Origin of the sequence: Paenibacillus artemisiicola, from assembly GCF_017652985.1 — a bacterium.
GTDB classification, from domain to species: Bacteria; Bacillota; Bacilli; order Paenibacillales; family Paenibacillaceae; genus Paenibacillus_Z; species Paenibacillus_Z artemisiicola.
Window position 1 is genome coordinate 25,608 of record NZ_JAGGDJ010000006.1, and the last position, 14,455, is coordinate 40,062.

The following is a 14,455-nucleotide window of genomic DNA, read 5'->3' on the forward strand; positions in this document are numbered from 1 at the left end:
GTGCTTCGGACGATTCGGGCCAAATTCGCCGTCGGCTTCCTGCTGATCTTCTGCCTGTCGTTCCTCCTGCTGAACGTCACGCTGAAAGCGTACATCCGTTCCAGCAACCGGACCATCATTACCTCGGACCTCGTCGAGCTCAAGAACAACGGCAACGTCTACGTCCGCCAAGCCTTCCTGATCAATCATTTCACGAACAACGATCTGTATTTCGGCCAGATGGCCGAGGAAATGGTCGGCGACCTGCGCCGCGCCACCTCCAGCGACGTGAGCGCCTATACGGTCGACGGCGTCCTGCTCTACTCGTCCGATCAGACGAAGTTCGCGGGCCGCTCGACGTCGGACCTGAAGCTGGCGCTCGAGGGCAAGACGGCGTACACGATCACCTACGCGGGCAGCGCGGGGTCCGTGCTTTATTCCTATCCGGTCGTCATCGACGGCGTGAAGGTCGGCATCCTGCGCTTCGCCAAGGATTTCTCCTCGCTCTACGAGCAAACGGGACGCATTCTCAACATTCTCTTCTACCTCGCGCTCGCGATCTTCGCGGCGGCGTTTCTCTTCTCGTACATGCTGTCCCGGCATATCACGATTCCGCTCGTCAAGCTGACGCGCGCGTCCACGGAGGTCATCCGGGGCAATCTCGACGTCCGCATCGGCATCCGGCGCAGGGACGAGATCGGGCGGCTTGCGGCCAACTTCAACGACATGATCGGCCGGATCGCCAGCCAGATCACGACGATCGGCCGCGACCGCGACCGGCTGAAGGCGCTGCACGAGCAGGAGAAACGCTTCTTCGACAACGTCACGCACGAGCTGAAGACGCCGCTCACGTCGATTCTCGGCTATGCCGAGATCATCCGGGAGAACGGCGAGGCCGACCGGGCGTTCTTCGAGAAAGGGATGGCGCATATCGTGGACGAGAGCCGGCGCCTGCACGGCATGGTGCTCAATCTGCTCGAGGTGTCGCGGCGCAGCGCCGCCAAGGACGAAGCCGCGCTCGTCGACGCGGGCGCGCTGCTGCGCGACGTCCGCGACGCGATGGAACTGCGGGCGAAGCGGTACAAGAAGCGGATCGCGTTGAACGCGGAGGACGGGCTGTACGTGCTCGGCCAGTCGGACAGGCTCCGCCAGCTGTTCATCAATCTGCTGGACAACGCCATCAAGTACAGTTCCCCGCAAGCGGAGATCGCGGTCGTCGCGGAGACGGACCGGGCGGCCGGCGCCGTCCGCTTCGCGTTCGCCAATCCGGGCGTGACGCTGTCGCCGGGCGATGCGGAAAAGGTGTTCGAGCCGTTCTATTCGGGCGACCGGACGTTCAAGGAGGAAGGAAGCGTCGGGCTCGGCCTCAGCATCGTGAAGGCCATCGTCGACGACCACGGCGGCACGATCCGCATGGATAGCGGAGACGGCCGGACGACCGTGCGCGTCGCATTGCCCGCGGCGGGAAAAGAGGAGGGAGACGCATGAGGAGGCCGGATACGAAGACAAGCGCGGAGCCGCGGCCGACGATCAGATCGCGGCCGACGCTTCGCGCCTTGGCCGCCGCGCTCGCGGGCGCGCTCCTTCTCCTGCCGCTCGCCGGCTGCATGGGCGATCCCCGCTCCGAGACGATCGTCATTCCGGGCACGGAGGATGAAGGGCCGGCCGGCGAGGCCGGCTCCGGCACGCCGTTCCAGGTGAAGACGATTTATCCGCTGCCGGTCGCGGAGAAGTACAAGCTGCCGGTGCTCGGCTGGGCGGCCGGGGACGCGCTCGTCGGCTATTTCGCCGCGGGGGACGCGCCCGAGGTGTCGTCGACCTTCGGCCTGCAGCGGCTCGACCCGCCGTACGAGCGGCCGAAGCCGCTCGCGGGGGCGATGAACCTCGATGCGGAATACGGCGCGCTGTCGCCGGACGGAAAGACGATCGCCGGGTTCGCGAAGGCCGCGAACGGCATCGGGCTGGCGCTCTTCCCCCTGGACGGCGGCCAGGTCAAGCAGGTGTCCGAAGCTGCGCGGAAGCAGCGGCCGTTGTATTCGCGCACGCTGCAGTGGTCGGGCAACGGCCGATACTTGTCCTATCTTGTGTACGGCGAAGCCCGGGGCGAGCTGCGCGTCGCGGTCTACGACGAGAAGAGCGGCAAGCTCGGGCATTTGCCGCTCGCGGGCCTGCAGGATAGCGGCGGCGAAGCCACCGTCGTGCTGTCGGACGACGGCAGCGGCGCGCTGATCGAGGACGGGAAGACGATCGCCATGGCCAAGCGCGAGGGCGGCGGCTTCAAGGTGCTGTACGATCATCCGTCGGGCATCGGCCCCGGCGTTTGGGTGGATGACGAACGGTTCGCGTTTCTCGGCGCGGACGGCACGTTGTTTCAGTATGACGGCCGAAGCGGGGAACTGTCCGTGCTGCTGGAGAAGGTCGCGTACTTCAGCCTGTCGCCGGACCGGAAGGCGATCGCGTATACGCGCAACGACCCGGACGACGTGTCCGTCTACGCCGGGAAGCTGCAGGGGAACAACGTGCTGTCCCAATCGGCCGTCTTCCAGGGCGTCATTCCGTTCCAAATGGCCTGGAGCCCGAGCGGGAGCGCGCTCCTGATCGACGGCGGCAAGCCGTACGCGAGCACGGCGCAGGAGACCGCGCCGTCGGCGGTGGCCGGCGACGGCCGGCGGCAGACGTTCGTGATTCGGTTCCGATAGCGGCGAGCGGCCGCGCGAGCAACGAAGCCAATTAGGTGCTTAACGGCGGCAGGCCGGACGAAGATGCGTCCGGCCTGCCGCTTTTTTATTCGGATTTTTGAGACATTTTGTTCACATCCGGATGAAGGTTTGGCGACATCTCCTCTTTATAGTGTGGAAGAGCCCGGTCAGCTAGGCCGGACAATCGAAGCGAAATCGAAGCGACACGCGAAGGAGAACGGAGCATGAACAAATACGGACTTGGCCTGGCCGCGGGCTGCCTGCTCGCCGCGGCATTGGCCGGCTGTGACGCCGGCGGCGGAACCGGCGGGAACGCGGTCCCCTGGAGCAACGCGCCCGGCGCGAACGGCGGCGCCTCAGGAGGAGAAGGCGGCGGCGCGGCAGCCGAAACCGGCGGCGCTTCTGCCGGCACCGGCAAGACGACGATCGTCTTCTCCGCCTTCTGGCACGATCCCAAATACCAGGCGGCGAAGAAAGCGTACGAAGCGCTCCATCCGGACGTCGAGATCAAGCTGGAGGACGTCGACTACACGAACGAGACGCTGGAAGGAGATATCGAGAAGTACGTGACGGCCACGAACGCGGCGCTGCTGGCGGGCAAAGGGCCCGATCTGATCGAGATGGACCTGCTGCCGGCCGACAGCTACGTCAAGCACGGCCTGCTCGCCGATCTGAGTCCGATGATGGCGCAGGACAAGGATTTCAAGCGGAGCGATTATTTCACGAACGTGCTGGACAACGTCCGCGTCGGCGACGCGCTGTACGCGATGCCGCTTTCCTTCTTTCTGATGGGCTTTGCCGGAGACGAAGGCGCCATCGCCAAGACGGGCGTCGCGTTCGACGATCTGTCGTGGTCGTGGAGCGATTTCGCGAAGACGGCCGAAGCGATGACGGCGAGCGGCGGACAGCGGACGGCGCTGTCGTACGAAGGACCCGAATATTTGCTGGGCGAGATGGTGAGCGACAACTACGGGCTGTTCCTGGATCCCGGCGGCCGCGAGGCGCATTTCGATTCGGCTTCGTTCACGGGGCTGATGAAGCAGGTGAAGACGATGTTCGACGACGGCGTCGTCTCCGCGATCGGCCGCGGCGTCAACGCGTACTTCAACAGCATCCAGATCAATTCGCCGAAGGATTACCTGGAATCGATGGCGGGCTTCAGCCTCGGCGCGAAGATGGCCGACAAGACGGCGGGCGACCGCGCGAAGTTGTACGCGAAGCCGCACGCGCAGGACACGGCGGCCGGCGGCTACTTCAAGACGTACCGGAGCGTCGCGATCGCGGCCGGCTCCAAGGTGCAGGCGGCGGCGTGGGATTTCGTGAAGTTCATGATGTCCGAGGAGATGCAGGCGCCCGCGACGACGACGGGCTTCCCGATCAACAAGGCGGCGTACGCGGAGCAAGCGGCGGCGCTCAAGAAGGAAGGATCGTTCCGGGCGGTTCCGGAAGGACCGCTGCAAGGGGCGGCGATTCAAGTGGACGAGGCGATGCTGGACGGACTCGGCGCGTACGTGGAGGGGGCGGTCCATCCTTCCCGGGATTCCAAATCCGATCAGGTATGGAACCTGGTCGTCGCGGAGTCCAAAGCCTTCTTCGCCGGGCAAAAGTCCGCCGAGGCGGTCGCGAGCCTCATCCAGAACAAAGCGATGACCTTCCTGAACGAATGACGTTGAACAAAGGAGCTTGATCGATATGAAAACAATCGGACTTACGCTGCTGACGGTCACGCTGACGGCGCTGGCTCTGGCGGCCTGCGGCGGGAACGGCGGAAGCGGCGGCGATGCGGCGAACGGCGCAACCGGCGGAAGCGCCGGGAATCCAGGCGCGGCCGGCGCGAATCAGGAGGCGGGAGCGTCGAACGGCAAAGGCGGGGCGAACGGCCAAAACGGGACGACGGACGCGGATGCGGGCGGGAATCCGCCTTCCTCCGGGGGCAAGCAGACCATCGTCTTCTCGGTCTTCTGGCCGAACAAGCAGTACGAGGAGGCGGCGAAAGCGTACGAGGCGGCTCATCCGAACGTGGATATTCAGCTGAAGTACGGGCTCAGCCGCCCCTATAGCGACGACGGCGGCGACGGCGAGCAAACGGATGCCGACATCGAGAAATTCACGACGGCCACGAACGCGGCGATGCTGGCCGGCAAAGGGCCCGACTTGCTCGACCTGCGGTACTTGGCCGCCGAGGATTACGAACGGCATCATTTGCTGGAGGATTTGGGCGCGCGGATGAACGGGGACAAGTCGTTCCGGAAGGCCGATTATTTCGCGAACGTGCTGGGCGCCGGACAAAACGAAACCGGCCCGTTCAGCATTCCGCTGACCTTCTCCTTGAGCGGCATGGTCGGCGACCGGGCCGCGATCGCCGCGACCGGCGTGAAGATCGACGACGGCGCGTGGACGTGGGACGGCTTCATGGCGGCGGGACGGCAGCTCGTCGCGGCGAAGGGCAAGTACGATTCCGCCATCGTCAGCGGGGAAGGCATGATGGTCGGCGGGCCGGATTATTTCGTGCGCGGCGTCGTCGCCGACAACTACGGCTCATTCGTGGACGAGGCCGGCCGCAAGGCGAGCTTCGATTCGCCCGCGTTCACGGGGCTGCTGGAGCGGATCAAGGCGATGATCGACGAAGGCGTCGTCGGCTCCGGCGGCCGGGCTTACTTCACGAACGTGACGATTCAATCGCCGACCGATTACTTGACCAGCCTGCGGACGTTCGGCGACGATACGGCGTTCTACGTGAAGCCGCACGCGGACGGGGCAGGGAAAGGCGCGTCGTTCGAGACGGGCTCCGACATCGGGATCAACGCCGGCTCCGAAGCGAAGGACGCGGCGTGGGATTTCCTGAAATACATGATGGATCATACGGCGATCGGCCTTCCGGTCAACAAGGCGCGCTTCCGGGACGCCGTCGCGTCGCTGAAGCGTCAGGGCACGATCACGCCCGACGCGCTCGGCCCGCTGCACGGGACGCCGTTCAAGGTCGACGGCGCCCGGCTCGACCGCCTCGAAGGCTTCGCGGAGGGCGCCGCCCGCAAGAAGCGCGATTCCGGCAAGGTGCTGGATATCGTCGCGGCCGATTCGGCGGCCTTCTTCGCCGGCCAGAAATCCGCGGAGGACGTCGCCAAGCTGATTCAAAACAAAGCGACGACCGTGCTGCATGAGTAGCCTGCGAATGCCGCGGCCGCGCGGCGACGCCGCGGCGGCGATGCTGTTCTTGGCGCCGAGCCTGATCGGCTTCGCCGTGTTCTATCTCGTCCCGTTCGGGCTCGGCTTCTACGAGTCGTTCACGGACGGCGCGCTCGGCGGCCGGTTCGTCGGTCTCGGCAATTACGCGGAGCTGCTCCACAGCGCCTCGTTCCGCAAGGCGGCGGGCAATACGCTGCTCTTCACGGGCGCGGGCGTGCCGCTGCTCGTCGCGCTGTCTTTGACGCTCGCGGTCCTGCTGAACCGGCCGCTCCGGCTGCGCGGGCCGATCCGGACGTCGATCATGCTGCCGCTCGTCGTACCCGTCGCGTCCGTCGTGACGGTGTGGCAAATTTTTTTCGACTGGAACGGCACGCTGAACGCGTGGCTGCACGCGCTCGGGATCGCGCGGATCGATTGGATGCAGTCGAACTGGTCGTTGAGCATCGTCGCCGTTATGTACATCTGGAAGAACATCGGCTACGACATGATCCTGCTCCTGGCCGGCCTGCAGTCGATCCCGAAGGATTATTACGAGACGGCTTCGCTCGAAGGCGCGGGCCGGTTCCATCAGTTTCGCCATATTACGCTCGTGTATTTGACGCCGACGTTGTTCTTCGTGCTGCTCATCTCGATCATCAATTCGTTCAAGGTGTTCCGGGAGACGTACCTGCTGGCCGGCGATTACCCGTACGACCGGCTGTACATGCTGCAGCATTACATGAACAACATGTTCTTCGAGCTGGACGTCCAGAAGCTGACGGCCGCGGCGACCCTCATGGTCGGCTGCATCGTCGTGCTGACCTCCGGACTGCTCCGCGCCGAACGCCGGTTTCGGGAAAACACGGAGTAGAGAGAGGAGGGAAACCATGCACATCCGTTCACGGCTGCACGGACTGGCGCTGACGGCGCTGCTCGGCGCGTTCGCCGCCGCCATGCTGTTTCCGATCGGATTGACGCTGGCCGATTCGCTCATGTCGGAAGCGGAGATCGGGCGCAACTACGACTTGATCGGGAAAATGGCCGACGCCGCGAACGGCGGCAAGGACGCGTTCGTCAACCTGAAGCTGCTGCCGGATTGGCTCACGTTCGGGCAGTACGCGCAGGTGCTCATCCTGAGCCCGAAATTCCTGCACATGTTCTGGAATTCGGCCGGGCTCGTCGCGCCGATCGTCGCCGGCCAGACGCTCGTCGGCTCGCTGGCCGCCTACGCGTTCGCCAAGCTGCGGTTTCCGGGACGGGACAAGCTGTTTCTCGTCTATCTGATGACGATGCTCATGCCGTTCCAGGTGACGCTCGTCCCGAACTACCTCGTCATCGACATGCTCGGCTTGATGAACCGTTCGGCGGCGATCGTGCTGCCCGGCATCTTCGGCGCCTTCGGCGTGTTCATGATGCGCCAGTTCATGGCCCATATTCCGTACGCGCTGACCGAAGCCGCCAAAATCGACGGCGCCGGGCAGTGGACGATATTCGCGCGGATCGTCCTGCCGCTGGCCAAGCCGGGCCTCGCGGCGTTGACCGTGCTGCTGTTCGTGGATTACTGGAACATGATCGAGCAGCCGCTCATCTTCCTGCAGGACGCGGCCAAGCAGCCGCTGTCGCTCTACTTGGCCCAAATCAACAAAGCGGCGCGGGGGATCGGCTTCGCCGCTTCCGCGCTGTACATGGCCCCGATGGTGCTGCTGTTCCTGTACGCGGAGTCGTACTTCGTGGAGGGCATCCAGCAATCGGGCATCAAAGGATGAATTCAGGAGTGATCGTCATGGAAGAACGGACGTCCCGGTCCCGCAAACGCAAGCTGCGCCTCGCGGCAGGCGCGTTCCTCGTCCTGCTCGCGGCCTGTACGCTGGCGGGCAACACGCTGCGCGGCCTGTCGCTGCCGAAGGTGGCGACCGCGGTCGCGGCGAACGGCTCGATCCCGCACGACTACGAAGGCAGCGCGACGGTACAGCCGGGGCAGACGCGGGACATCGCGAATCCGGCGGGGTGGAAGGTGAAGCGCGTGCTCGTCAAGGAGGGCGACCGGGTGAGCCGCGGCCAGACGTTGGTCGAGTACGACGACGGCGAAGCGAAGCAGCAGCTCGCCGACATGCAGGCGGAGCTGAAGAAGCTGGACTTGTCCATGGACCAGCTGCATACGAATTACATCCTCGCGGCGAACGGCGGAGACGAGAGCGCGAAGGCCGCCGCGAAGACGGCGATCGAATCGGCCGAGCTCGACGTATCGACGCAGCAGCAGCATATCCAGAGCCTGCAGAAGAGCATCGCCGAAGGCCGGTCGGCCGCGGCACCGTTCGACGGCGTCGTGACGCGGGTCGGCGCGATCGAAGGCTCGGGTCCCGGCGGCGAGCCGGACGTCGTGCTCGCGAATGCCGCCGAAGGGTACGAAATCCGGCTGCTCGTGCCGGGCGACGTCGCCGCGCTGCTCGAGCCCGGAGAGACGCTGGATCAGATTACGCTGACGGGGAAGGACGAGCGCCAGCTGACCGGCACGATCGCGGCGCTCGACGACGAGGCGCCCGAAGACGCGTCGCTGCCGCCGGCGGACGGCGCTTCCGGCGGCAACGCGCCCGCGCCGCCGCCGAGCCGCGTCACCGTCGCGATCAAGGACGACGGGCTGAAGGGCGGGGAGCGGGTGCGGGTGAAGATCGCGAAGCCGGGCGGCAAGCAGACCGTGACGGTGCCGAACGAAGCCGTCCATCACGACGCGCGCGGCGCGTACGTATTCACGCTGCGGGCCGACGAAGGGCCGCTCGGCAGCGCGTATTACGCCGTGGAGACGCCGATCAAGATCGCGGATTCCAACGCGTACGTCACGGCCGTCGCCGACGGGCTGTTCGAGCAGCAGGAGGTGGTGGTGAACGCCACCGGCTTCCTCGTGGACGGCACGCGCGTGAGGCGGTAGCCGCCGGCGGGTTCAAGCTTTGAAAAGATCGAGGGTTGACTTTCTATTTTCGGCTGTGGTATATTACTTCTTGCCGCTTCTCGAAAGCGAAGCGACTTCTGCCGAATGTGCGGTCGTGGCGGAATTGGCAGACGCGCTAGATTCAGGTTCTAGTGGTGTAACAGCCGTGGAGGTTCAAGTCCTCTCGACCGCACCAACTTCTACAATGAACAAGCCTTGCGAAAGCAAGGCTTTTTTGCTGTCTTTACGGCCGTTCGCGCCTGCGGGCGCGGCCTCCCGCAGGCGCGCATCCCGCTTTTCTGCAGGCACCGCGCGACGCTGGCGGCAGGCCGCGGAAGGACATTGACGATTTCGCGGGGGAACCGTCATAATAGGCATGGAGAACGCATTCGACAAATTACGCAGACGGGACTGAGCGCCGGTGGCTTTCCTGAGAAAACTGTCCATTCGTTCGCAGCTGTTCATTCTCGCGGCCTGCACGATTAGTGTGATGCTCGTCGTCATTCTTCATACGTATTCCATGATGTCGGGCATGATCACCCGCAGCCACGAGGAATACGTCAAACAAACGGTGTCGGAAATCAAGAAGAACGTCGCGTCCAACCACGACGTCATCTACCGGATCATGCAGGATATCTCGTACAACCAGGACGTGCAGGACTATCTCGTGGAGACGGACAAGCTGGTCCGCTACGACAAGTTCACGAAGCTGAACAAATATTTGAACGGCCAGAAGGACTTGAAGGAAGGGATCCAAGACATCATCATCTCCGGCAACAACGGCACCTGGATCGACCTGTACGGCGGCAACCGGTACGTCGTGCCCCTGCGGATGCAGCTGTCGGGCAAGAAGGTGAACGGCTATTACGCCGGCATGCAGCAGTTCGGCGTCCTGTACGGTCCGGACGAGAAGCTCGTCTTCGCGACCACGATCACCTACAGCCAGCAGGGCGCGCTCTTCAACCGCAACATCGGCACGGCGTTCTTCGTCGTCGACGCCTCCGCCATCGTCAGCGAGCAGGATTACTCGTCGAAGGCGACGGGCACCCAAATTTATTTGCTGGACCGGTCGCGCCGGGTCATCACGAGCAACGCGTCCGTGAAAACTGGAAGCGATTTCAAAGGCATCGAGCTGGGCAGCGCCGACGCGGGCAACCGGATCGTCGACTGGAACGGGCGCAGCTACGTCGTCGAGACGGAAGCGCTGCCCGACATCGACGGGACGATCGTGAGCATGGCGCCGGAGAACGAGCTGCTGCGGGATCTGCTCGACATCCGCAAGCAGGAGCTCAGCATTCTCGGCATCGCGCTGCTCGTGCTGGCGGTACCGTTCATGTTCATCATCAATAACATTTTGCGGCCGCTGAAGCGCCTCATCTTCTTCATCACGCGCATCCGGCGCGGCGATCTGCTGCAGTTCAAGAAGCGCATCGCGCTGGACGGCTACATGGAGATCAGCATCGTGGCGACGGAGCTGAACAGCATGCTCGACGAGATCGACCGGCTGACGCTCAGCCTGGTAGAGACGAACACGCGGCTGTACGGCATCGAGCTGGAGAAGAAGAAGTCGGAGCTCGCGTTCCTGCGCAGCCAGATCAATCCGCACTTCCTGTACAACACGCTGGAAGCGATTACGGGCATCGCCGTCGTGGAAGGACAGGACCGGATCAAGACGATGACCCGCGCGCTCTCGAGCATTTTCCGCTACAGCGTCAAGGGTTCGGGCGAAGTGCCGCTCGGCGAGGAGATCCGCATGATCGAGTCGTACGTCCGCATCCAGCAGATCCGGTTCGCCGACCGGTTCGCCGTCCGCTACGAGCTGACGGACGAGGCGCTGGCGTACCGGGTGCCGAAGATGATCCTGCAGCCGCTCGTCGAGAACGCCGTCTATCACGGTTTCGAGCCGACGCTGCGGCAGGGCGAGCTCTGGATCCGCGGACAGGTCGACGGCGAAGGCGCGCTGCGGATTCGGATCGCGGATAACGGCGTGGGCATGCCGCCGGGCGTGCTGGACGGGCTTCGGCGCCTGCTCGCCGCGCCGGGGGCGGGCCCGCAGGAGCCCGCGGATCAGAAGAGCATCGGCATGGTCAATGTCCATAACCGGATCCAGCTGATGTTCGGCCCGGGCAGCGGCCTGCGGCTGGAGAGCGTTCAAGGCGAAGGAACGACGATCGAAATGACGATTCGAGGGGGGAGCGAAGAGCATGCATAAAGTACTGTTGGTGGACGACGAGAGCTGGGTCGTGGAGAGCTTGAAGGACCTGGTCGACTGGGAGCGCCACGGCTTCGAGGTCGTCGGGCAGGCGTACAAAGGCGCGGACGCGCTGGCGCTGATGAAGGCGCTGAAGCCCGACGTCGTATTCACGGATATCCGGATGCCGGAGATGAACGGGCTGGAGCTCATCCAGCGGGGCAGAAGCCTGGACCATCCGGTCCAGTTCGTCGTCGTCAGCGGCTACGCGGAATTCGCTTACGCCCAGAAGGCGATCGCCTACGGCGCGGTGGCGTACTGCCTGAAGCCGTTCGACGAGACCGAAATCACCGGCGTGCTCGCCAAGCTGGACAAGCTGCTGACGGCCGCGAGGCCCGCGCCGGCGTCGGCGCTGCTCTATTACCTCGAGGAGCCGAGCGACGCGAACCGGCTGAGGCTGCTCGCGGAGCTGGACGGCAAGGGCTTCGGCGACTGGCGGGCCGACGGGCTCGTGCCCGTCGTGGCCGTCGGCGCGGGCGACCTGCCGATGCCGGGCGCCAAGGCCGTGAGGCTGAAGACGGGCGCGTCCAAGACGGCCTATCTGCTGCCGGCCGCCCGGGCGGACGAACTGGCGTCGGCATGGCGGGAGCCCGTCCCGCTCGGCCTGTCCGGCATCGGCGTCGGCGGTCCGGTCCGCGACTTGAGCGAGATCAGGGCCGGCATCGACGCCGCGGACGCGCTCGCGCACCAGTTCTTCGTCACGCGCGAATGCGGCGTCTACGCGGCGCAGCCGTTCCGCCAGGACGAGCTGAACCGCCTCATGGCGGATATGAGCCGGGCGATAGCCGCCCAATCGGCGGGAGCGGTTCAAGCGGCGTTCAAGGGCATCGTCGAGCTGTTCGCCGTTCGTTCGCTGTCCGTCCTTCACGCCTTCCAGGTCTACAACATGACGGTGGCGTTTCTGTTCAAGCTGGGCCAGACGGAGGAGACGCTGTACAGCTACGAGCAGCTCATCCAGTCGTACCGCGACGTCTTCGACATGCTGGACGCGCTGGAGGCGCTCGTCGCCCGCGACTTGGCGCCCGCCGCCGATCCGCAGCCCCCCGAGTCGAAGAACCGGAACTTCAACGCCATCCTGCAGTACGTGACGCAGCATTTCCGCGAGGAGCTGTCGCTGCAGAGCCTGTCGGAGCAGTTCTACATGAACCCGAGCTACATCAGCCAGCTGTTCCGCAAGGAGGTCGGCGAGACGCTGACGGGCTACGTCGCGCGCCTGCGGATCGAGCATGCGCGCGAGCTGCTCGGCGGCGGGGAGCTGACCATGCAGGAAATCGCCGAGCGGATCGGCTACCAGGATTATTTTTATTTCACGCGGCTGTTCAAGAAGATGACCGGCAAGACGCCGACGCAGTACCGCAGCGAGCGGCAGTGAAAGCGCAGACAATGGATCGTTTTTAGATCCGCTATGGACGATTTTTAGAAAACTTTCGCCGAAAGTTTTCTTTTTTTATGTTCGGAATTTAGAAGCGCTTTCCTTTTCGATAAATCGCGTGCATACCCGAGCCGGGCGATCGGCGCGATAATGGGGACAGTTGGGTTGGCAACGCTTACGAGGAGGATCGCAATGGGAAAAACAATCGGGAAGGACCTGTACAAACACCGCTACCTGTATCTGCTGCTCCTTCCTACCGTGCTCTTCTACGTCTTGTTCCAGTACGTGCCGATGTACGGCGTGCTGCTCGCGTTCAAGGAGTTTCACATCCGGGAGGGCATCCTGCGGAGCCCGTGGGTCGGATTGGACAATTTCAAGGAGCTGATCGCGCAGAGCGATTTTTGGCGCGCGTTCTGGAACACGCTCTATATCAGCTGCGGCCGGATCGTGTTCGAGTATCCGATCGCGATCGTGCTGGCGCTCCTGATCAACGAAGTGGCGCGGGAGAAGCTGAAGAAATTTTATCAAACCGTCTATACGTTCCCGCACTTCATCTCTTGGGTCATCATCAGCGGCATCATGTTCAACTTCCTGGGCAACACCGGCGTGCTGAATCAGATCATCGCCTCGCTCGGCTTCCACAAGGTGACGTTCCTGACCGATCCCGGGCTGTTCCGGGCGATCGTGTTCCTCTCGAACATCTGGAAGGAAGTCGGCTGGAGCGCGATCATCTATCTGGCGGCGATCGCCGGCATCAATCCGGAGCTGTACGAAGCCGCTTACGTCGACGGCGCGGGACGGTTCCAGCAGCTGAAGTCGGTCACGTGGCCTTCGATTCGCGGCACGGCGGCGATCCTGCTGATCCTGGCCGTCGGCAACGCGATGAACGGCGGGTTCGACCAAATCTTCAACCTGTACAATCCGGGCGTCTATTCGACCGGCGACATCATCGACACGTATACGTACCGCTCGGCGTTCGCGGACGGCCTCAGCTTCGGGGTCACGACGGCGGTCGGCCTGTTCAAGGCGGTGCTGAACTTCGGCCTGCTCTATCTGGCCAATTACATCGTCAAACGACTCGGCGGGGAGGGACTCGTGTAAATGGAAACCGCAACGACATCCGCCGCGGTCCGGCAAAGCCCGGGCAGACGCGGCAAAAAAACGAGCGTCGCCGACCTGATCATCCACGCGGTGCTCTTCGTGCTCACGATCGCGACCCTGCTGCCGTTCTACAACGTCGTCCTCATGTCGTTCAGCAACACGGTGGCGGTCTCGAAGCAGCTCGTCTATCTCGTTCCCACCGTCTTCGACCTGTCGGCCTACAGCTACATCCTGCATGAGCCGCGTTTCTTCAAGGCGCTGCTGGTCACGCTGTTCGTTACCGGCGTCGGGACCGCGGTCAACATGCTCGTCACGGTGACCGGCGCCTACGTGCTGTCGAAGTCGGGATTCCCGGGACGGAAGATCGTCATGAGCGGCATCGTCTTCACCATGTTTTTCAACGGCGGGCTCATTCCGTTCTACCTGACGATGAAAAACTTCCACCTGATCAACAACCTGCTGGTCATGGTGCTGCCGGTCGCGGTCAACACGTTCTACATGATCATCTGCATCGCCTTCTTCCGGACGCTGCCGGCGGGCGTCGAGGAATCGGCGAAGATCGACGGGGCCAACGATCTGCAGGTCCTGTACAAAATCGTCGTGCCGATCTCGATGCCGATGATCGCCACGATCACGCTGTTCTACGCGGTCGACCGCTGGAACGAATGGTGGTACGGCGTCCTGTTCATGACCAACGTCAACCTGCTGCCGCTCCAGGCGCTGCTGCGGGAGCTGCTGACCAACTATCAGCAGGTGCTCTCGAGCATCACGACGAGCGTCCGCGTCGGGGATTCCGGCCTGCAGCCGGAAATGCTCAAGATGGCCGTGCTCGTCGTCAGCACCCTTCCGATCGCCTGCCTCTACCCGTTTCTCCAAAAATATTTCGCGAAGGGCGTTATGATCGGATCCATCAAGGGATAGTAAGAGCGAGAGCTTTTATTATAAAATCATAGCAGACAAGG

The 14,455-nt window shown here is 63.7% G+C and carries 11 protein-coding genes and 1 tRNA gene; all 12 read left to right on the forward strand.

What is annotated here, in order from left to right; translation table 11 throughout:
• The 12 genes from I8J29_RS11730 (at nucleotide 1) to I8J29_RS11785 (ending at nucleotide 14,414) form a co-directional block, all read left to right on the forward strand.
• Nucleotides 1–1,467, forward strand: coding sequence for an ATP-binding protein (locus I8J29_RS11730; RefSeq protein WP_208847802.1), 1,467 nt, complete (start codon nucleotides 1–3; stop codon nucleotides 1,465–1,467).
• Nucleotides 1,464–2,678, forward strand: coding sequence for a TolB family protein (locus tag I8J29_RS11735; RefSeq protein ID WP_208847803.1), 1,215 nt, complete (start codon nucleotides 1,464–1,466; stop codon nucleotides 2,676–2,678). Before I8J29_RS11730 ends, I8J29_RS11735 begins: the two co-directional genes overlap by 4 nt.
• A gap of 224 nt (nucleotides 2,679–2,902) precedes the next feature.
• Nucleotides 2,903–4,345, forward strand: a complete 1,443-nt coding sequence (locus tag I8J29_RS11740) for an extracellular solute-binding protein (protein ID WP_208847804.1) — start codon at nucleotides 2,903–2,905, stop codon at nucleotides 4,343–4,345.
• A gap of 25 nt (nucleotides 4,346–4,370) precedes the next feature.
• On the forward strand, nucleotides 4,371–5,843 hold the full coding sequence (locus tag I8J29_RS11745; protein ID WP_208847805.1) for an ABC transporter substrate-binding protein: 1,473 nt from the start codon (nucleotides 4,371–4,373) through the stop codon (nucleotides 5,841–5,843).
• 7 nt (nucleotides 5,844–5,850) lie between these two features.
• The gene (locus I8J29_RS11750; RefSeq protein WP_240546120.1) at nucleotides 5,851–6,714 is read left to right on the forward strand and encodes a carbohydrate ABC transporter permease; all 864 of its coding nucleotides are present in this window, start codon (nucleotides 5,851–5,853) and stop codon (nucleotides 6,712–6,714) included.
• A gap of 16 nt (nucleotides 6,715–6,730) precedes the next feature.
• Complete coding sequence (locus tag I8J29_RS11755; RefSeq protein ID WP_208847807.1) at nucleotides 6,731–7,609, forward strand: carbohydrate ABC transporter permease; 879 nt, start codon at nucleotides 6,731–6,733, stop codon at nucleotides 7,607–7,609.
• A gap of 17 nt (nucleotides 7,610–7,626) precedes the next feature.
• Nucleotides 7,627–8,769 carry an efflux RND transporter periplasmic adaptor subunit gene (locus I8J29_RS11760; RefSeq protein WP_208847808.1) on the forward strand — a complete coding sequence of 381 codons (1,143 nt, stop codon included), beginning with the start codon at nucleotides 7,627–7,629 and terminating at the stop codon, nucleotides 8,767–8,769.
• A gap of 109 nt (nucleotides 8,770–8,878) precedes the next feature.
• Nucleotides 8,879–8,965 (forward strand) — tRNA-Leu (locus tag I8J29_RS11765).
• A 225-nt stretch (nucleotides 8,966–9,190) separates the two neighbouring features.
• Nucleotides 9,191–10,981, forward strand: a complete 1,791-nt coding sequence (locus tag I8J29_RS11770) for a cache domain-containing sensor histidine kinase (RefSeq protein WP_208847809.1) — start codon at nucleotides 9,191–9,193, stop codon at nucleotides 10,979–10,981.
• A complete protein-coding gene (locus I8J29_RS11775; RefSeq protein WP_208847810.1) occupies nucleotides 10,974–12,392 on the forward strand; it encodes a response regulator in 1,419 nt (472 codons plus the stop codon). Before I8J29_RS11770 ends, I8J29_RS11775 begins: the two co-directional genes overlap by 8 nt.
• Before the next feature lie 192 nt (nucleotides 12,393–12,584).
• A complete protein-coding gene (locus tag I8J29_RS11780) occupies nucleotides 12,585–13,493 on the forward strand; it encodes an ABC transporter permease (RefSeq protein WP_208847811.1) in 909 nt (302 codons plus the stop codon).
• Nucleotides 13,494–14,414 carry a carbohydrate ABC transporter permease gene (locus I8J29_RS11785; protein ID WP_208847812.1) on the forward strand — a complete coding sequence of 307 codons (921 nt, stop codon included), beginning with the start codon at nucleotides 13,494–13,496 and terminating at the stop codon, nucleotides 14,412–14,414.
• Nucleotides 14,415–14,455: the final 41 nt, after the last annotated feature.